Origin of the sequence: Butyricicoccus porcorum (assembly GCF_051246315.1) — a bacterium.
Taxonomy (GTDB): domain Bacteria; phylum Bacillota; class Clostridia; order Oscillospirales; family Butyricicoccaceae; genus Butyricicoccus_A; species Butyricicoccus_A porcorum.
In genome coordinates this window covers 1,494,639-1,512,291 of the sequence record NZ_CP178353.1, presented here as the reverse complement: position 1 = coordinate 1,512,291, position 17,653 = coordinate 1,494,639, and the positions used below count along the sequence as shown (strand labels likewise).

At 44.3% G+C, this 17,653-nt stretch carries 17 protein-coding genes and 3 pseudogenes; 12 read left to right on the top strand and 8 right to left on the bottom strand.

The genetic code is table 11. From position 1 onward, the window contains the following. Positions 1-16: 16 nt before the first annotated feature. The gene (locus tag ACLM7Z_RS07340; protein WP_435645785.1) at positions 17-3,961 is read right to left on the bottom strand and encodes a hypothetical protein; all 3,945 of its coding nucleotides are present in this window, start codon (positions 3,959-3,961) and stop codon (positions 17-19) included. Between the two features lie 93 nt (positions 3,962-4,054). Beyond that, a pseudogene (locus tag ACLM7Z_RS07335) lies at positions 4,055-4,432 on the bottom strand (C-type lectin domain-containing protein); the annotation flags it as partial. Positions 4,433-5,401: 969 nt separating this feature from the next. On the opposite strand from ACLM7Z_RS07335, the gene ACLM7Z_RS07330 reads away from it, so the two are divergent. The 3 genes from ACLM7Z_RS07330 (at position 5,402) to ACLM7Z_RS07320 (ending at position 8,451) form a co-directional block, all read left to right on the top strand. Then, on the top strand, positions 5,402-6,331 hold the full coding sequence (locus ACLM7Z_RS07330) for a hypothetical protein (RefSeq protein ID WP_435644793.1): 930 nt from the start codon (positions 5,402-5,404) through the stop codon (positions 6,329-6,331). 51 nt (positions 6,332-6,382) lie between these two features. Next, positions 6,383-6,583 (top strand): helix-turn-helix domain-containing protein, encoded by a 201-nt coding sequence (locus ACLM7Z_RS07325; RefSeq protein ID WP_087021924.1) that lies wholly within the window; start codon positions 6,383-6,385, stop codon positions 6,581-6,583. Positions 6,584-7,044: 461 nt separating this feature from the next. After that, on the top strand, positions 7,045-8,451 hold the full coding sequence (locus ACLM7Z_RS07320) for an IS1182 family transposase (RefSeq protein ID WP_435644792.1): 1,407 nt from the start codon (positions 7,045-7,047) through the stop codon (positions 8,449-8,451). A 249-nt stretch (positions 8,452-8,700) separates the two neighbouring features. On the opposite strand, the gene ACLM7Z_RS07315 is transcribed toward ACLM7Z_RS07320, so the two are convergent. Together ACLM7Z_RS07315 and ACLM7Z_RS07310 are read right to left on the bottom strand one after the other, a co-directional pair. Next, positions 8,701-8,922, bottom strand: coding sequence for a hypothetical protein (locus ACLM7Z_RS07315; protein WP_087021921.1), 222 nt, complete (start codon positions 8,920-8,922; stop codon positions 8,701-8,703). A gap of 67 nt (positions 8,923-8,989) precedes the next feature. Then, on the bottom strand, positions 8,990-9,394 hold the full coding sequence (locus ACLM7Z_RS07310) for a hypothetical protein (RefSeq protein ID WP_133058309.1): 405 nt from the start codon (positions 9,392-9,394) through the stop codon (positions 8,990-8,992). Between the two features lie 121 nt (positions 9,395-9,515). On the opposite strand from ACLM7Z_RS07310, the gene ACLM7Z_RS07305 reads away from it, so the two are divergent. Then, positions 9,516-9,809: a helix-turn-helix domain-containing protein gene (locus ACLM7Z_RS07305; protein ID WP_087021918.1), complete on the top strand. Its 294-nt coding sequence runs from the start codon at positions 9,516-9,518 to the stop codon at positions 9,807-9,809. A gap of 49 nt (positions 9,810-9,858) precedes the next feature. On the opposite strand, the gene ACLM7Z_RS07300 is transcribed toward ACLM7Z_RS07305, so the two are convergent. Continuing rightward, the gene (locus ACLM7Z_RS07300; protein WP_087021915.1) at positions 9,859-10,503 is read right to left on the bottom strand and encodes a hypothetical protein; all 645 of its coding nucleotides are present in this window, start codon (positions 10,501-10,503) and stop codon (positions 9,859-9,861) included. Then, positions 10,503-10,700: a hypothetical protein gene (locus ACLM7Z_RS07295; RefSeq protein WP_133058308.1), complete on the bottom strand. Its 198-nt coding sequence runs from the start codon at positions 10,698-10,700 to the stop codon at positions 10,503-10,505. The genes ACLM7Z_RS07300 and ACLM7Z_RS07295 overlap by 1 nt, the downstream gene beginning before the upstream one ends. Positions 10,701-10,955: 255 nt before the next feature. On the opposite strand from ACLM7Z_RS07295, the gene ACLM7Z_RS07290 reads away from it, so the two are divergent. From ACLM7Z_RS07290 to ACLM7Z_RS07255, 8 genes and pseudogenes are all read left to right on the top strand, one after another. Continuing rightward, positions 10,956-11,303, top strand: a complete 348-nt coding sequence (locus tag ACLM7Z_RS07290; protein WP_242969783.1) for a transposase — start codon at positions 10,956-10,958, stop codon at positions 11,301-11,303. After that, positions 11,254-11,703 carry an IS3 family transposase gene (locus tag ACLM7Z_RS07285; protein ID WP_435644791.1) on the top strand — a complete coding sequence of 150 codons (450 nt, stop codon included), beginning with the start codon at positions 11,254-11,256 and terminating at the stop codon, positions 11,701-11,703. The genes ACLM7Z_RS07290 and ACLM7Z_RS07285 overlap by 50 nt, the downstream gene beginning before the upstream one ends. 12 nt (positions 11,704-11,715) lie before the next feature. Then, on the top strand, positions 11,716-12,111 hold the full coding sequence (locus ACLM7Z_RS07280) for a transposase (RefSeq protein WP_435645763.1): 396 nt from the start codon (positions 11,716-11,718) through the stop codon (positions 12,109-12,111). A 279-nt stretch (positions 12,112-12,390) separates the two neighbouring features. Then, positions 12,391-13,350 carry a polysaccharide deacetylase family protein gene (locus tag ACLM7Z_RS07275; RefSeq protein ID WP_087020564.1) on the top strand — a complete coding sequence of 320 codons (960 nt, stop codon included), beginning with the start codon at positions 12,391-12,393 and terminating at the stop codon, positions 13,348-13,350. Positions 13,351-13,448: 98 nt separating this feature from the next. Further along, positions 13,449-13,622, top strand: a pseudogene (locus tag ACLM7Z_RS07270) (transketolase family protein); the annotation flags it as partial. A gap of 93 nt (positions 13,623-13,715) precedes the next feature. Next, positions 13,716-14,036, top strand: a pseudogene (locus ACLM7Z_RS07265) (amidoligase family protein); the annotation flags it as partial. Positions 14,037-14,331: 295 nt separating this feature from the next. After that, positions 14,332-14,628 carry a transposase gene (locus ACLM7Z_RS07260; RefSeq protein ID WP_087017840.1) on the top strand — a complete coding sequence of 99 codons (297 nt, stop codon included), beginning with the start codon at positions 14,332-14,334 and terminating at the stop codon, positions 14,626-14,628. Between the two features lie 32 nt (positions 14,629-14,660). Then, a complete protein-coding gene (locus ACLM7Z_RS07255) occupies positions 14,661-15,536 on the top strand; it encodes an IS3 family transposase (RefSeq protein WP_435644790.1) in 876 nt (291 codons plus the stop codon). 176 nt (positions 15,537-15,712) lie between these two features. On the opposite strand, the gene ACLM7Z_RS07250 is transcribed toward ACLM7Z_RS07255, so the two are convergent. After that, positions 15,713-16,714, bottom strand: a complete 1,002-nt coding sequence (locus ACLM7Z_RS07250; protein ID WP_273350364.1) for a GGGtGRT protein — start codon at positions 16,712-16,714, stop codon at positions 15,713-15,715. Positions 16,715-16,730: 16 nt separating this feature from the next. Continuing rightward, positions 16,731-17,423 (bottom strand): iron-sulfur cluster assembly scaffold protein, encoded by a 693-nt coding sequence (locus ACLM7Z_RS07245; protein WP_087021896.1) that lies wholly within the window; start codon positions 17,421-17,423, stop codon positions 16,731-16,733. Positions 17,424-17,653 lie beyond the last annotated feature (230 nt).

The following is a 17,653-nucleotide window of genomic DNA, read 5'->3' as shown; positions in this document are numbered from 1 at the left end:
TGGAGCCCGCATTCTGCTACTGCCACTGATAGCTCAGATTTTCGCCTTCGGCTTCTACTGTGAATGTTGCAGTGTCGCCGACCGCACCGGTATAATCAGCTGGCTGCGTTTTAATCGTGATCGCAGCTTCCTCCACATGCAGTGTTGCTGCGTTCGATGTAAGTGTATTACCGTCTCCATCTGTAATCACGACGCGGTACTTCTGACCGTCACGCTTTGCCGTAATCGGCACACATACCGTGTCGGTCTGGTTGCCGGTCTGCGACGACTTCTGCCAGGAATTGGAGCCCGCATTCTGGTACTGCCACTGATAGCTCAGATTTTCGCCTTCGGCTTCTACTGTGAATGTTGCAGTGTCGCCGACCGCACCGGTATAATCAGCCGGCTGCGTTTTAATCGTGATCGCAGCTTCCTCCACATGCAGTGTTGCTGCGTTCGATGTAAGTGTATTACCGTCTCCATCTGTAATCACGACGCGGTACTTCTGACCGTCACGCTTTGCCGTAATCGGCACACATACCGTGTCGGTCTGGTTGCCGGTCTGCGACGACTTCTGCCAGGAATTGGAGCCCGCATTCTGGTACTGCCACTGATAGCTCAGATTTTCGCCTTCGGCTTCTACTGTGAATGTTGCAGTGTCGCCGACCGCACCGGTATAATCAGCCGGCTGGGATGTAATCGTAATAGGATCCGGCTGAACATGCAGCGTTGCTTCCTCCGAAGTAACTGTATTTCCGTCACCATCCGTCAGTATAACGCGATACTTCTGTCCATCGCGCTTTGCTGCGATCGGTACGCTCAGTGTACAGGTATCATTTCCTGTCATAGTGGAATTTTTCCATTCTCCTGTCGTGTTTACCTGCCACTGACAGGTAAAGTTCTTGCCTGTCGCATCAACCGTAAAGCTGGCCGTTTCGCCAACTATGCCGCTGTAATCTTCCGGCTGAGTGATGATACTGAGCTCCGGCACATCCACCGTCTGCTGTAAATCGCCAAATACAGTACGTGCATCATTGTTGTCTGAGCGGCTCTCCTGCGTATCCGTTGTTGCCTGTACGCAAATTTCATACATCATGCTGTCATTCAACAGCGACCAGTATTGTTCTGGCAGATAATACGCAAATTCACAGCTTTCTCCCGCCTCCAGAGCAGTCGAAAGTGTGAGGGTATCCAGCTCTGTCTCTTCTGCATTCGGGTCAAAGATGTTCAATGCAATATTTTCAACCGTTTCATACCCGCGATTGACCAGATTGCCCTTCAGTACCGGAACGCCTTCCTGCATCGTTGCTTCCAGATTCTCTACTGCAAGATCTCCATAGCCCAGCTCGGCGCTCGCAGAGTTATTATCCTCTACAGCCTCCGCATGCTCATCGCTGATTCTGACAGCAATTATCTGGCGGTTCAGGTCTTCCGGCAGCGTATACGATGTGCTAACCTCTGCGCTTTCACCGGATGGAATAGACACATCAACCTGATTGGTCTGCAAAACATTTCCATCTGCATCCAGAATTTCCGCAGTCAGACTGCTGACTGCTTCATTGCTGTTGTTGTGAACCGTCAGAGTCAGCGGAAGTTCCTGTCCGGGAACAACATTTTCCGTATCATAGTAGAGATCCTCCTCCACTGACAGATCAAAATACTCTGTCTGTCCGGTAACGCGAAGCGATGCATCCCCATACCGGTCTTCGTCACTGTCTGTCAGCTCCACCAGATTGTTTGCCAGCTCCAGACTGCCTGTAGATTCCATCACAGCGCTATAGCTGCGGATATAAGTATGATAATCCGAAATCTGTACCAGCGGCGACCAGATGTCCTGTGTTGCATTGTAATCGCTGCGATAAATTTCACCGCACTCCCCATCACTGACAATCGTCGTCAGGCAGGTCTGCGTGCCGTTGGTTGTCAGATCGAAATTGCTCAGATCGGTCAGATTGGTCTGTGTGGAACTGATACCATCGTAAACATACAATACAGAATCCTTTAAGTAATACAGCTTGCCGCCAAACCACATGGATTTGGTAACAGGTGCATTCTCCTCAATCGTCTTTGTCTGTCCGTTGTCGACATACAGAGACACCGCTCCGGTATCATCGCTCAACTGATAGGTGACAGAAACAGTTCCATCGGTTACCGAAAGATCGACATCCGAAATAATATCCGTTGTGGAAACAATCTGTTCGATTGTCTGCCAGGTGCCCTCCGAGCAGGAGCGAACGTACAATACATTGGTCCCTTCCGTATACAGCAGATCATTTGCCGAATTTTCCAGCCATGCAACTGCTGTCGTCGAGCCATCCGTTGCAACGGTGTATTCGGCCTTTGCCAGTCCGTTGTCCTGTTCGGAAATGCAGACCGGTGTGGTGAAGCTGCCGTCCCTCAGCTCAGAATACCACAGATCAAGGCAGGCACTCACGGCATCCAAATCGCCGGATGTTCCCAGCGTCTGGCTTGCCCGCTGCCATACGAGGAATACAGTATTCCCATTGACACACAATTGCGGAACGCCGTTATATGCATTGTTTTCCAGTGCCGGTTCAATATCTCCCCATGCGCCTGCTTCCACATCATATACACAATAATACAAAGTCGTCCGGTCATCGTCCGCCTTTTCGCTGTTTTCTCCCAGCCACATCAGCACACGGTTGCCGTTCTCCAGCATAACCATTTGCGGACTGCTGTGCCCAAAGGTATTTTCGATCCAAAGTTCATCGATGCCGGACTCCCGTTCTTGCCTGATTGCGCTCTGAGCTGCCCGCGTGCGCGGCTCCGGTACCAACTCGTCCTCTCGCACTGTAATATCCTGCAGCGTGTTCCGCGCTTTGGATTTTTCATTTGACGAATATATCTGAACCGGGTCGCCCAAATCCATTGTGCCGGTCTTTTTAAAGATACCCAGTACCTCTGTCTTCCAGTAAAGCGACCCCTTCAGGTTTACCTCTACGCTGTTTTTAGAGGAATTTGTCGATACCTGAATCGGTGCTTCCATTGTTCCCTGGAAGCCGCCTTCGACATATGTCTTGGCCTTCTTCTCTCCGACACCAATGCCAATGTTTGCAGTGAATGCCGGTGTAATTTTCATCAAAGCTGCAACGGTTTTTGCATCCAGATTCGGCGTCAGGGCAATGCTGCCGTCGGCTCCAACCTTTGCACCAAATGTAATATAAACCGGTGGGTGTACGTGGCAGTCTACGCTTCCGTTTGCAGAAACTGCTAGCGTTGCACCGCATTCCAGCAACTCCGGCTCGCCGCTTGCATAACTGAATTCCGCATACAGGGCAAGCTGTCCATCTACACCGATAACCATTGTGGACTTTGTCTTTTTGAGATTTTTACGCAGGGTTTGATATTTGTTCCACAGCCGGGTTGTATCTACCTTCTTTCCGGTAACATCCTGATACATAGATTTTACCTGGTCATATGATTTCTTCCACTGGTCTGTATTACCGGTTTTCTTTCCATCCGGTTCAATGCTGGCATTTTCCGCCTGCTTCATGCCTGCCATAATCTTGATGGTCTTGTCTGTTCCATCCACCAGAGTCTGAAAATTTGCTTCACCAAAGCCCAGTTCAACCGAACCGGACAATTCAAACAGATTAAATTCTTTTTTTCCAAGTTGGATGACAGGGCCTTTGATGTCTCCCAGAGAAAGTTTAATGTCATCCGGTATAATACAGTCTTCACTAATGCCAGCCTGCTCCATCGCTGTATTTGCCTGTGCATGAATATCAACTGATGGCTTGTCCACGACATTCAATGTAATGGTTTTTGTCACATCGTCACTGCATTTAACGGTCAGTTTGGTGGAGCCAATTTCCTTGCCAGTAACCCGGACTGTGAAAAATGCAATTTTGCTGTCCGGCAGCTTGGTAATACCGTTTACCCTGCTGGCAGATGCGATTGTGGTGTTTTCAACCGAAACCTCTGCTTTTTGAGCCAGTTTATTCGCACTGCCGTCTTTCATACATACGCCAATGGTTAAATCATTTGTTTCTCCAACAACAATGCTCTGGTCTCCTGTTAAAATCCCCTCATCAAAGTCCCATTCACATAAAAATGTACAGAGCCTCTGATCTGGATTTATATCATCCCACTCACCCACAGCACTTCCATCTCTTGCCTTTTTACAAATAACAGCATAATTCTGATTTGGCGACCACCCATCATTAGGTTCACCGGATCCCCAGTTTGTATATATAACAGGCTCTCCCGTAACCCAATGTGACCAATCCCCTTCTGAATGAGAATCTGTCAAGCCTATCCAAATGTCTTCTGCTGATGACGCATAATCTGTTATATATTCTAAAATAAAATCCTGCTCCTCTTGGGATGTAATTGTTACCAGATGCCCGCCCATTGCTTCGCAGTACGCCTCTGCTTCTGTCCACGTTGTTTTATTATCAATCCATTCATAATGATGCCCTCGAAAGTACATTAACGAAAGCTGTTCTGTAGAATTTTCGTCCGTTTGCTCTACCGCAAATGCTGGTACTATTCCTGTCACAGCAAATACGACTGTCATAGCAAACGCCAGCAGTCTTTTTTTCATACTTTTCCTCCTTATTTTGTGAAACTATATATAAAAAAATCCGACACACTGCGGAAACAGTGCGTCGGATGAATTGTTTCTTTCCCCCTGCTTGTCTCCATATTTTATTATACATAAAATATCACAAAGTTGGAAGGTATTACACCCAAAAAATAATCCGGTCTTTTCTCCGGTAAGCATCAAAGCGAATGATATATTATATAATATATCAGCATCTGAAAAAATAAACCATAGTGTAGGAAACTTGGATTATGTTGATACTACAAACCAGTTAAGGGCAAATGCTTTTTGCATTTGCCCCTTTGTTTTATCAAATCCTCTCCCCGTCCACGTCCACACGTCCACATTTTTCAATTGCGTGGACGCGGGCAGAAAAACAGGCACCCGAGAAAATCTCAGGTGCCTGAAAAGTTTTCTATTCCAGTAAATTCAGCAAGAATTACTTGTTCATAGCAGCAGCTACGTCAACTGCAACAGCAACGGAAGCGCCAACCATTGGATGTTGCCCATAAGAAACAATTTTTCCAGAGGGCTTTCTTAATATTTAAAGGATTTTTAAATCTTAATTTTCATTTAAAAAAATATGAACCGTTTTGGTTCATATTGCCAATAGATTTCCTTTTCATATTCCTGTATGATTTATTTGCAAGGTAGTTCTACAGCCGGAACAAGTCGTTCAGATGCACTGAAAAACCGTTCAAAAGTAGTGAAAACACCGTTCAATTCATCGAACGAACCGTTTTTAACGCTGAAAAGTAGCAGTAAAAAAATACTTTAGAGCCTGTATACACTAAGATTTTGCAGGATTTCTCATGGTTTGCAGGTCAACGAAAGCAGGGAGGGGAAGTTGATCCTATGAAAACATGTAAAAATTTCATACCGTTCATACCGTTGCCAGTCATCATATACTATGGGGCTGTTCAAGCCGGAACAATTCAGATGTATGTGGACTGTATAGCGGCTCTTGTGATTTTGTTCTTATTATGCAATCCATTTGGGTTATTGGACGTATTAGCCGGAAAGCTGCGGCTATGCCTGTCACTTGTGATATTACTTGCAGTAGCTGCCGTGCAGCTTCCAACAATCACTACATACGCAAGGATTTGGCTGTTGGCTGCTGCCGTCTTTATCATACTGATATGCCGTGTTAAATCCGGTATATGGAAGATGGAAGAGGCGGTTAAACAGTCACCGGAAGTTGATAAGGTGCTTGAACATCTTCAGTATTCCGGTGAATTTGAAGCACGGGATGCATGGTCAAACTATGGTGCAGGAGAAACGAGAGCCTTACTACATCAGATTATCGGTATAGAATGCCCTGAAAATCTGATATCATCGGCTTATATGCCTGTTTACTGTCTGGCTTATCTGCATGGTTGCCTGAAGGCTGAAGGACTTCAGGATAAACTTGAAGAGCTGGAAGATGCACAAGATAAGCTCGAAGACATGTCGGAACGACTGGAGGACTTACAGTCCGATGTTGCTGATCTGATTCAGGCTAATAATGAATTAACGGAACAATCCCAAAAATACTACAGAGAAGCCCGCGACAAGGAACGGCAATTAGCAGAATCAAGGGAATTATTAAAAGCCATGCGTCAGCAGCTGGAAACAGTCAAATCTTCTGCTCCCAAAACCCAGATTGACAGAGATAACGAGATTCTTGCTCTGGTTGAGGCGGGAATGAGCCTATCACAAGTCGGTGATAAATTTGGGCTTTCAAAATCTTCCGTGCACGCTGCCAAAGAACGGGCAAAGAAACGGCGCGAACAGAAAACAGCATAGACATAAAAAAAACGGCATGGTATACTAACCTGTAAAGGGGAGGTCAGATCCATGCCGTTTCGTTATAAAATTGATATCATTTCTGCGTTAAAAGCTGCGGGATACAGCAGCTATATTATCCAAACCCAAAACTTGATATCCCAAAGAAGTATGCAAAAAATGAGGGAAAATAAAATGGTTACGCTGGACACCCTTGATAAGATTTGCACTTTGCTGCATTGCCACATAGAGGATTTAATTGAACATTTTTAAAATATTAACTTCATTATGTTTTCATAGATAAATAAACCGCCGGATTGCCCAGCGGTTTATTTTTTGCACAAATTTTGATAAATCTTGACCTTATATGCCGATTTTGGTATAATAATTGCAGGAACTTTGTTCCGGGAAAGGCATACCATAACGGTAGGCGGCATGTCCTCCAAACGGAGGGCAACTTCTTTGCCCTCCGATTTTTAGGAAAGGAGGGCTTGCCCTATGAGCGATTACGAAATGCTTATGGTTGTACTTACAATCATTTCCATTGTTGTTATGTTGTTGATAGAGTTGATAAACAAAAAGAAGTAACCGCCCGCCAAAGTAGTTACTTCTTTTTGTAAAGAAAGATAAAATATTTTGGACATACCGTCTATCGGTATGTCTCAGCCTGTCGAAAAAGTCGCCGAAAGGCGGCTTTTTCTGTTATAATAAAGATAAGAGAGACAGGTGATAAAATGATAGTAAAAGGGAAGGAAAACAGAGAGGCAGTAGAGATTGTAAGTCTGGATATGTTAGTGCCCGAGGATCATCTACTGAGGAAAATAGATGCAGCAGTAGATTTCAAACAAATTTATGAATTTGTAGATGATTTGTACTGCAAGGACAACGGCAGGCCAAGTATCGATCCGGTAGTATTGTTTAAGATTGTAATGATACAGCACATATATGGGATACCATCGCTCCGGCGGACGCTGGAAGAAGTGAATATGAATGTTGCATACAGGTGGTTTATCGGTTATCCATTGAATGAGCAGGTGCCGCATTTTTCAACAGTAAGCTATAATTTTAAGCATCGTTTTACAACAGCAACTGTAGAATATATATTTCGGTGGATATTGAACACAGCAGCAAAGGAAGGATTTCTGGATACGAGTGCAATTTTTATCGATGGGACACATATCAAAGCAAGTGCAAACATGAAGAAAAAAGCACGAAAAGCTGTTCCAGTTGAAGCAAAACGATATGCAAAGGAGCTGCGGGAAGAAATTAACAGAGATCGCGAAGAACACGACAAAAAGCCATTCAACGATGATGACGATTCAACACCGCCAAAGGAGAAAGAAATAACAGTTTCGACAACGGATCCGGATGCCGGCGTATTCCATAAAGGTGAACACAAGAAGTGTTTTGCCTACGAAGCGCATACAGCCTGTGACAAGCATAATTTTATTCTCGACGTAGAAGTAACAGCAGGAAATGTACATGACAGTGTAGCATTTGACCCGTTATATGACCAGCTTTGCGAACATTACCCAGAACATAAAACGATAGTAGCAGACAGCGCCTACAAAACTCCTTCGATTTGTAAACGTATTTTTGAGAGTGGAAGAGTATTATCTACAGCATATAAACGTCCAATGACAAAGAAAGGCGGTCATGAATGGTGGAAATATGTTTATGATGAGTATTATGATTGTGTAATCTGTCCGGAGTATAAAACACTTCATTATGCAACAACGAACAAAGATGGATATCGTGAATATAAGAGCAGGTCATACGTCTGCGAACATTGTCCGACCAGAGAGCTGTGTACATCGAGTGCAAAGTTTGAAAAGACTGTCACCAGACACGTATGGGCTGATTATGTAGAGTTGGCAGAAGACGCACGTCATATGACTGAATATCGTGACTTATATAAACTCCGACAACAAAAGATTGAACGTGTATTTGCAGATGCCAAAGAAAAGCATGGTATGCGCTATACACAATATCGAGGCTTGGCTCAAGTTACCAACTGGGTGAAGCTTAAATTTGCTGCCATGAATCTGAAAAAGCTGGCTATGTGGAAGTGGAAGATCCATTTCCCTATTCCAGTTTTCCGGCTTTTTCCCTATATGTGCCAAAATCTGGCTCTCGCTTAATGCGCAGCCGGGTTCTTCGACAGGCTCGGACATACCGTCTATCGGTATGTCTTTCCTTTTCTATTGTTATCTTATCACAAAAACAGAAAAAAGTCAAAAGGAAATAACCGCCCAGCGTGACAAACTTAGGCGGTCATTTCTTTATGTAGCCTGAGGGAGAACGCACCGTATATCGGTGTGTCTTTTCTATGTATATAGAATACATAAATGCAGGATAATATCAAGGATTTTCTATAAACTATACCTCTATTAATTATCCCATTGGCTATATGTCTGCGAACTATTTTTTTCTTTCCAATCAAGGAATCCCTTTGCTGCTTGATATTCTTCTTTTGTCATACTTTCGCCACTGTAGTATTTTGAAACACCACTTTTAACCGTATCGGCATACTTATCATTACTTCCACATCCAGATAGACCGACTACCAGAAAAGATGATAGCAATATACATGCACAGATTTTCTTAGCCATAATAATACCTCCAACTATATATCAATTTTGAGAACGTAGAGAATTTTAAGCAATCATATATCCAACATCAGGTAATAATGTCAACTCTTTGTATATCAAGTTTTGTTCGCAACCTCGCAAATACAGGTCTAGGACGAACTACAAATATATTACTTGAAGTTGGACTGACAGTTGCTGTACACTCACCATCGCCAACCGATAAAGTCGAGTGATAAAGTATTCTGATCTGTCCAGCTTTGTGAATACAAAACTCTGCAACTTGACCAGTCGTTCCACGCCAAGATGCACCGCAACCGCTTATAGTAACTTTTTGGCTTATAACTTTCGGAGTTGGCTCTAATTTAATGCGAACAGTTCCATTAGTACCTTCAGAATTAGATGAAATATTTGCGATTGGAAAACCGCAATGTGGGCATACAGCAGCTCTATCAGATACCTGATTCCCACATTCACAGCACTTAATTAAAGACATTTAACATCACCTCCATTGATAGAATAGCATATTCACCAGAAAAAATCTACTATTTCATGAATATTTTCTACCATATTGTAAATTTTATATATTACCATCAATGTAGAATGAGGTATATATTATGGTAGAATTTGGCAAAAAGCTTAAGCGATTACGCAAACAAAAGCACTTAACGCAACGACAACTTGCAGATCTGATAGGCGTACAGCATACAATCATTTCTTTTTACGAATTGGGCGATAGGGTTCCTTCCCCGGAAGTGATTGTTAAACTTGCGTCTGTTCTTCATGTAAGCTCCGATTACCTGCTTGGTCTGGAAAAGAAAGAAACTGTCGATATCTCCGGCCTTGCTCCAAATGACTGTGGTTTGGTTAGAGCCTTAGTTGATTCTCTGAGAGAAAAGAATATAGATTGAACCGATCCGCGCCATGATAAGCGCGGATTTTATTTTTAAAACTAATATTTTATTGAAAGCATTCATCATACAAAGCATCTAAATCATTATGTTTGAGTAAATATTCCCCTTCATTTTTGAATGGGACAAGTATCTTATAGGAATTAGATTTGCTCTTTATGTTAGAATTACCAGCCCATTGAAATTTCCATGACGTTGTTTTCTGCTCTTCGGATTGGATTTTTTGAACATATTCAAACATTATCAGCTCCGGCATGTACTTTTCACACATCTGCGTGCTGCCAATGCCTACCCAATTACTAAAAGATACCAGTGAAAGTGGGAATATGCCGTCCTGATCTGCTATTGCCTTAGCAGTGCAAAGCAATCCCAAGGCTGCTTTGCGAACTTTTTTACCATCAAATCGGGCTTTGATTGCTTCTATATCATCTTTTGATACTCTGATAATATCTTTATCCCGGATTGAACGCCCATCATGCCGTGCTTTATAGATAATCTGGTTAACATTGTATTCGTCCGCAATCCAGATTTTCTGCTGCCCTGCCCATGTGAAAATCAATTTCCGTGTCTCCGCTTCGTCATTCCCTTGCGATAAGTAATACTTTGCAAGCGTATAAATGTGGGAATACATACATTTTTTATTGATTCCTACACCATTTAAAAGGTTTTCCGCTAAAGCTACTTCATTTATCATCAATCATTTTCCTTTCCAATATAATCTATGTGGTATTTTAAAACTGCCATGTCTGCAATGACTTCCAGTAAAATCCTATCAAGGCGTTCATATTCCGCCTTGAGAGCGTCCATATCGAGTTTTTCGCAGTTGTTGGTCAAACTATATTCCTCCACATCAAAATCAAATACAGGCGTTCTCATGCCACCTAAAACCATGTACCCCCGATGCAGAAATAAAAAACTGCATCGGGGTTTTTATCATCCAAAGTGACTTTTCATAGTTTCTTTTAATTTTTGTCCAATAGCACTTTCAGAGCGTCTCCAAAATCCACCATTGCCCTTGATGCCATAGGTATGAGCTTCTGCTGCTGGCAACAGTGTATAATGGTCTCATAAATTAAGACACTTTTTCGTACAGATTTTAATGAATCTGATATACATAAACCAGTATGTAAGAAAGGATCCATTATCATGTCCAGACAAAGAAGAAGTTTTAGTGCCAAATTCAAGTCAAACCTTGTAATTGAGCTGCTTAAGGGTGAGAAAGATCTCAATACCCTGGCAGCTGAAAATAGCATCCAACCAAATCTGCTCCGTAACTGGAAAAAGGAGTTCCTGAACAATGCTTCGGTTGTGTTCGACGACAAGCGCGAGGAAAACCTCAAAGAAAAGCTTGCCGAAGAGCGAAAAGAGAAAGCGGAGTATGCCAAAAAGGTTGGTCAGTTAACCATGCAGGTTGACTGGCTCAAAAAAAAATCTGAAGAAATTTGTGGACCTGACTACGAGAGTAAGTTTAGTCCAAAACCTTTTGACGACTAAGGAAATTCCGGCTTCCGTTGGTGCCAGGTTGCTTGACATCAACCGTACAAGCATTTATTACAAGGGCGCCCCTATTTCAGATGAGGAACTGGCCTGCAAAGAGATCATTGATCATCTCCATACAGATAATCCCACTTGGGGCGCAAGACAAATGTCTGCACAGTTAAAAGCCCGTGGTTACCAGGTTGGGCGCCGCAAGGCAAGACGCTACATGAATGAGATGGATATTTACCCGATCTATCCAAAGATGAATCTTTCCAAGCGAATGCAGCAGGCGAAAGTATGTCCATATCTTCTTCGTAATGCGGTCATAGACAAGCCAAATCAAGCATGGTCTATTGACATTACATATATCCCGATCAAGCGCGGATTTCTGTATCTGACAGCCGTGATCGACTAGTACAGCCGTTGTATTGTCGGCTGGGAAGTGGATGACACACTTGATACCAGAATGGTTATCAGTGCCCTGAAAAAAGCTTTCAAAGTAGCAAAACCTCAAATCCTGAATTCAGATCAGGGTTGTCAGTTTACAAGTCAGCAATACATTGACTTTGTAAAGGAAAACGGCATCCGCCAGAGTATGGATGGAAAAAGTCGCTGGGCAGACAACATCATGATTGAGCGCTGGTTCCGCAGCTTCAAGTATGAGGAAGCCTATCTGACACAGTACAACAACATCAGGGAAGCAAGAGTTGCTATCGGACAGTATATCCACATCTACAACTTTGAGCGGCGCCATTCTGCACTTGATTACCAAACACCGGCTGAATGCTACTATCCGGCAATGTTGATGCCATATGTAGCTTAGCATATATTGAATCTGGGGAGTGCTCCACTGTTCTCCCCATGTTTCTTGTAACTTGTCCACTATATCAGTTCATTATAAAAATCTTAGATTTTTGTCTTGACAACTGAGCCACTATACTACTATAATCGGAAGCGAGTATATACGTCGAATCCCTTAGGGCTTCCACCCGCTGTTTATAAGACACATTACCACAATATGTATCATTCATCTGCTGCTTAAAATTTGTGAGTTTTTAGACTGCACTTTTCTTGACAATTCCAACCTGAGGGGGAGATTTATATGAGTAATAAGGAAAAATCAAAAAGGATTAGAAAACTATGGGGGATAATAATCGCATCAACACTGTTCATTTTATTATATCAGTATGGAACTCAGATTATATACAGTGAGCAAGTTCAAACGGTATTTGGTGTGAGTAAGAATGCAGAGGAAAAGATATCCGGAGAATCTAAGCCTGCCCAAAAAGCAGTAATACCTATTTTGATGTTCCATCATATTGATGATGAGAGCAGCAACCCGTGGGTCATAACACAGGCAACTCTGGAAAAGGATTTGAGGACGATCCGCGATGCGGGATATCAACCGGTTTCGATGTCTCAACTGATAGAGTATGTTTATTATGGAAAAGATTTACCGGCTAAACCGATGTGTATTACGTTTGATGACGGATATTTGAGTAATTATGAACGGGCATATCCTCTGTTGAAGGAATATCAAATGAAAGCAATTATTTTTGCAATCGGAAAAACAATTGGATATCAAACATATGGCGATACTAATATCCCGATCACACCACATTTTTCTTACAAACAAGCAGTAGAGATGATGAATTCAGGATTGATAGAGGTACAGTCTCATACCTATGACATGCATCAGACGGCAAAATTAGAAACACAGAAGCCTGTTCGGGAATCTGCAGCGCAGTTAGAGGGGGAAGATGATGATGTGTATATCAAGGCACTCCGGGATGATTTAAAAAAATATCAGGACGAGTATACTGTACATACTGAAAGCACATTATTTGCACTGGCCTATCCGAAGGGACAGTATTCTGAGCTGACAGAACAAGTTGTACATGAAATGGGGTATAAGATTACATTAACTACGAAAAGTGACCATAAAAATATTATTGTTCAAAATCGACCGGAAACTTTATATCAATTAGGGAGGTTTAATGTGTCAGAGGATACAACAGCAGTTGAACTGTTGCAGTATCTGGCAGAGGGATACGTGAAATAATGATTATAAAAAGGATCCGTTATGAAAATGAGAAGATGGATATTTACCCTGCTGCTTATTGTTTGCGCAGTAGCTGTATATGTACAAAATAATGTTGTGGAAAGATTGTTACCGTTGAGGAGCATAATATTATTGGCGGCCTGGGCAAGGCAGTTTGCAGTGTCTTTGCCAAAAAAAATCCAGTACGGGTTAAGCGAATCGGCGTCAATGATGAATTTGGTCTGTGCGCCGAAAATATTGTGGAGCAGACAAAGACTCTGATGAGTAAGTAAGCAAATTTCTCTTTTTTGATAGGAACAAATGCACCACTGGGACATACGCCTTCCCAGTGGTGCATTATTTTTAAAATCATTTTTAAAGCCAGACATATGCTGAACCTGCATGCAACCTTTACGAAGGGAACGATTGAATTCCGACTTTTCCAGTTCGACGAACCGGCAAACGGAAAGCAGAACGGACTACACGCCGGTCAGCTGAAAGCAATGATTCAGCTTTGCCTCGCCATGAGCCAGCTCGCTAAGCAGATTCGATTTGCAAGCCCGAAGCCACAGCAGACGGAGAACGAAGCATACGCATTCCGGTGCTGGATGCTGAGACTGGGCTTCATCGGAGAAGAATTCAAAACTGCGAGAGAATTCTACCTTGAAAACATGAGCGGCAACAGCGCATGGAGATATTTAGATTAACTCCACCACCCCAAACGAAAACAGAATCGGGAATCCTCCGGGCAGCTTGGGCTGCCCTTGGGGTGGTAGGAAAAGGAGGTAGACTGCATGAAAAAAGTACAAAAGCAGGAACCAACAACCAGAAGAGACATTTTGGAAGGGGATGATTGTTAATGGGATTGGATGAATATACCCCTGACCTTGGTATCAGATAGTCAAGAAATCCATTATAAAAAATTGGAGTGGTATCATTTAAGTAGAGTCGGAAAACTCACCAAACTATGATAGAATAAGAACAAAGGAACGGTGAGAAATCATGGCAAGAAGCTACGATAAAGATTTTAAAGAAGAAGCATTGAAGCTCTCAGATGAAATCGGAGCAAAGAAGGCGGCTGACCAGCTTGGAATCCCCTACAATACAGTCACAACCTGGCGAGGTAAGCGAAAGAAATACGGAGATCAGGCATTTGTAGGAAGTGGTCATAAACAACTGCCGGCAAGCGAGCAGGAACGAAGAATGCTTGAGCTGGAGAAGGAAGTCAAAGAGCTCCAACGAGCTAACGATATACTTCAGGAGGCTCTTGGTTTTTTCGCAGCGCGCCGAAAGAAGTAAAAGCACATGAGCGATACCGCTTTATCCACTCTATGCAGACAGATTCAGATAAGGAGTGGAGTGTGGAACTATTATGCAGAATTCTTCATGTAAGCGAATCTGGATATTATCGATATCTGAAGAATCTCAGTAAGCCGTCTAAGGACGCGCTTCTTTCGGCGGCAATAGACAGGATTATGAATGAATCCGATTATAATGACAATTACGGCGTGGAACGAATGCAGCTTGCCTTGGAGCAGAACGGATTCCACACAGGAAAACGTAGAATCAGGCGAATTATGCACGAAAAAGGTCTGATTCACGGCAGACCCAGACGTCCGCATGGTTTAACACGCGCTGCCACCGAAATTCAAGAGGAGGAAAATCTGATCAAGCAGGATTTTCGGGCTGATACCCCGTATCAAAAACTGCTGACAGATATCACGCAGATCGGCTGCCTGGACGGAAAACTCTATATTTCCCCGATTATGGATTGCTTTAACGGTGAGATTCTTTCTCTTCAGATGGATGACAATATGCGAAAAGAACTTTGTATCAATACACTCAAGGCAGTTGCCTGCCGGTATCCGGTTCGAGGCGCGACACTTCATAGCGATCGCGGAAGCCAGTATACCAGCGAGGCGTTCAAGAAAAAACTTTCTGAATATGGTATGCTGCAGAGCTTAAGCGGTGTGGCACACTGCTACGATAACGCCCGAATGGAGAGCTTCTTCGCAACTTTGAAGAAGGAACTGCTCTATAGAATTCCTACTTACCGAATGCCAATGGCGGAGGTTAAATCTATTATCTTTCGATATGTGTTTATCTACTATAATCGGAAGCGAGTATATACGTCGAATCCCTTAGGGCTTCCACCCGCTGTTTATAAGACACATTACCACAATATGTATCATTCATCTGCTGCTTAAAATTTGTGAGTTTTTAGACTGCACTTTTCTTGACAATTCCACTATTCTCCCGTCCACGTCCACACGTCCACATTTTTTAATCGCGTGGACGCGACGTGGACACGGACAAAAGAATAGGCACCCAAGAAAATCTCAGGTGCCTAAAAAGTGTTCTATTTAAGCCAATTTAGTGAAAATTAGCCATTCATAGCAGCAGCTACGTCAACTGCAACAGCAACGGAAGCGCCAACCATCGGGTTGTTGCCCATGCCCAGGAAGCCCATCATTTCGACGTGTGCCGGAACGGAGGACGAACCTGCGAACTGTGCATCGGAGTGCATGCGGCCCATGGTATCGGTCATGCCGTAAGAAGCCGGGCCAGCTGCCATGTTGTCCGGATGCAGGGTACGGCCCGTGCCGCCGCCGGAAGCAACAGAGAAGTACTTCTTGCCCTGCTCAATGCATTCCTTCTTGTATGTGCCTGCAACCGGATGCTGGAAGCGGGTCGGGTTGGTGGAGTTACCAGTGATGGAAACGTCAACACCCTCATGATGCATGATAGCAACGCCTTCACGGACATCGTCAGCGCCGAAGCAGCGAACCTTGGAGCGCTCGCCGTCAGAGTATGCGATCTCGCGAACAATTGCCAGCTCGCCGGTGTAGTAATCGAACTTGGTCTGTACGTAAGTAAAGCCGTTGATGCGGGAGATGATCTGAGCCGCATCCTTGCCCAGGCCGTTCAGGATAACACGCAGCGGCTCCTTGCGAGCCTTGTTTGCGGAACGTGCCAGACCGATTGCGCCTTCTGCAGCAGCGAAGGACTCATGGCCTGCGAGGAATGCAAAGCACTTGGTCTCCTCACGCAGCAGCATAGCAGCCAGATTGCCGTGGCCAAGACCAACCTTGCGGTCGTCTGCAACGGAACCCGGGATGCAGAATGCCTGAAGGCCGATGCCCAGCGCTTCCGCAGCTTCCGCAGCAGTCTTAACGCCCTTCTTGATTGCGATTGCAGCGCCTACGGTGTATGCCCAGCAAGCGTTCTCAAATGCGATCGGCTGTACAGAGCGAACGGTAGCTGCCGGATCAATGCCCTTTTCCTTGCAGATTTCGGCACACTCTTCTACGCTGGAGATGCCGTACTCAGCGAGGACGCCATTGATTTTATCAATTCTTCTTTCGTAACTTTCAAATAAAGCCATGATCTACTGTCCTCCCTTACTCTGCACGCGGATCGATGAACTTGACACCCTCAGCGAAGCGGCCATAGGTGCTGGTGTTCTTCTTCATTGCTTCTGCCGGCTCAGTACCCTTGCGGATTGCTTCCATCATCTTTCCAAGATGGACGAACTCATAGCCGATTACGAGATTGTCCTTATCCAGTGCAAGGCGGGTGACATAGCCCTCTGCCATTTCCAGATAACGGGTGCCCTTTGCCTTGGTGCCGTACATGGTACCAACCTGGCTTCTCAGGCCCTTGCCGAGATCTTCCAGGCCAGCGCCGATCGGCAGGCCGTTCTCGGAGAATGCGGTCTGGGTGCGGCCGTAAACGATCTGGAGGAACAGCTCACGCATTGCAACGTTGATTGCGTCACATACGAGGTCAGTGTTCAGTGCTTCCAGCAGCGTCTTACCCGGCAGGATCTCCGAAGCCATTGCTGCGGAATGGGTCATACCAGAGCAGCCGATGGTCTCAACGAGTGCCTCCTCGATGATGCCGTTCTTGACATTCAGGGTCAGCTTACATGCGCCCTGTTCCGGTGCACACCAGCCGACGCCATGGGTCAGGCCGCTGATATCCTTGATTTCCATTGCCTGAGTCCATTTTCCCTCCTGCGGGATCGGAGCCGGGCCATGGTATGCGCCCTTAGCTACCGGACACATGTTTTCCACTTCTACGGAATAAAGCATAGTTTTTTTCCTTTCCTGAAACAGATTCTCCCCTTCCACACACTGGAAGGAAAGGCTTCATGCTGAAAATGGAGCTTTCGTCGCAAAAAAAGCTGATAACCCGCATATGCCCTGCCAAAGTCATCAGCACAAAACGGAGAAACCGTATTTGCAGATGCAACAAAAAGTCACGTTTCGCTTTGGCAATATCTTACCATGCCGCAAAAATTTTGTCAACCTGCGCGCATCTG

Bases quoted from the DNA above. Each gene is read 5' to 3' on its own strand.
- ACLM7Z_RS07340 (WP_435645785.1), bottom strand. From the start codon at position 3,961: ATGAAAGACGGCAGTGCGAATAAACTGGCTCAAAAAGCAGAGGTTTCG.
- ACLM7Z_RS07330 (WP_435644793.1), top strand. From the start codon at position 5,402: ATGAAAACATGTAAAAATTTCATACCGTTCATACCGTTGCCAGTCATC.
- ACLM7Z_RS07325 (WP_087021924.1), top strand. From the start codon at position 6,383: ATGCCGTTTCGTTATAAAATTGATATCATTTCTGCGTTAAAAGCTGCG.
- ACLM7Z_RS07320 (WP_435644792.1), top strand. From the start codon at position 7,045: ATGATAGTAAAAGGGAAGGAAAACAGAGAGGCAGTAGAGATTGTAAGT.
- ACLM7Z_RS07315 (WP_087021921.1), bottom strand. From the start codon at position 8,922: ATGGCTAAGAAAATCTGTGCATGTATATTGCTATCATCTTTTCTGGTA.
- ACLM7Z_RS07310 (WP_133058309.1), bottom strand. From the start codon at position 9,394: ATGTCTTTAATTAAGTGCTGTGAATGTGGGAATCAGGTATCTGATAGA.
- ACLM7Z_RS07305 (WP_087021918.1), top strand. From the start codon at position 9,516: ATGGTAGAATTTGGCAAAAAGCTTAAGCGATTACGCAAACAAAAGCAC.
- ACLM7Z_RS07300 (WP_087021915.1), bottom strand. From the start codon at position 10,503: ATGATAAATGAAGTAGCTTTAGCGGAAAACCTTTTAAATGGTGTAGGA.
- ACLM7Z_RS07295 (WP_133058308.1), bottom strand. From the start codon at position 10,700: ATGGTTTTAGGTGGCATGAGAACGCCTGTATTTGATTTTGATGTGGAG.
- ACLM7Z_RS07290 (WP_242969783.1), top strand. From the start codon at position 10,956: ATGTCCAGACAAAGAAGAAGTTTTAGTGCCAAATTCAAGTCAAACCTT.
- ACLM7Z_RS07275 (WP_087020564.1), top strand. From the start codon at position 12,391: ATGAGTAATAAGGAAAAATCAAAAAGGATTAGAAAACTATGGGGGATA.
- ACLM7Z_RS07260 (WP_087017840.1), top strand. From the start codon at position 14,332: ATGGCAAGAAGCTACGATAAAGATTTTAAAGAAGAAGCATTGAAGCTC.
- ACLM7Z_RS07255 (WP_435644790.1), top strand. From the start codon at position 14,661: ATGCAGACAGATTCAGATAAGGAGTGGAGTGTGGAACTATTATGCAGA.
- ACLM7Z_RS07250 (WP_273350364.1), bottom strand. From the start codon at position 16,714: ATGGCTTTATTTGAAAGTTACGAAAGAAGAATTGATAAAATCAATGGC.
- ACLM7Z_RS07245 (WP_087021896.1), bottom strand. From the start codon at position 17,423: ATGCTTTATTCCGTAGAAGTGGAAAACATGTGTCCGGTAGCTAAGGGC.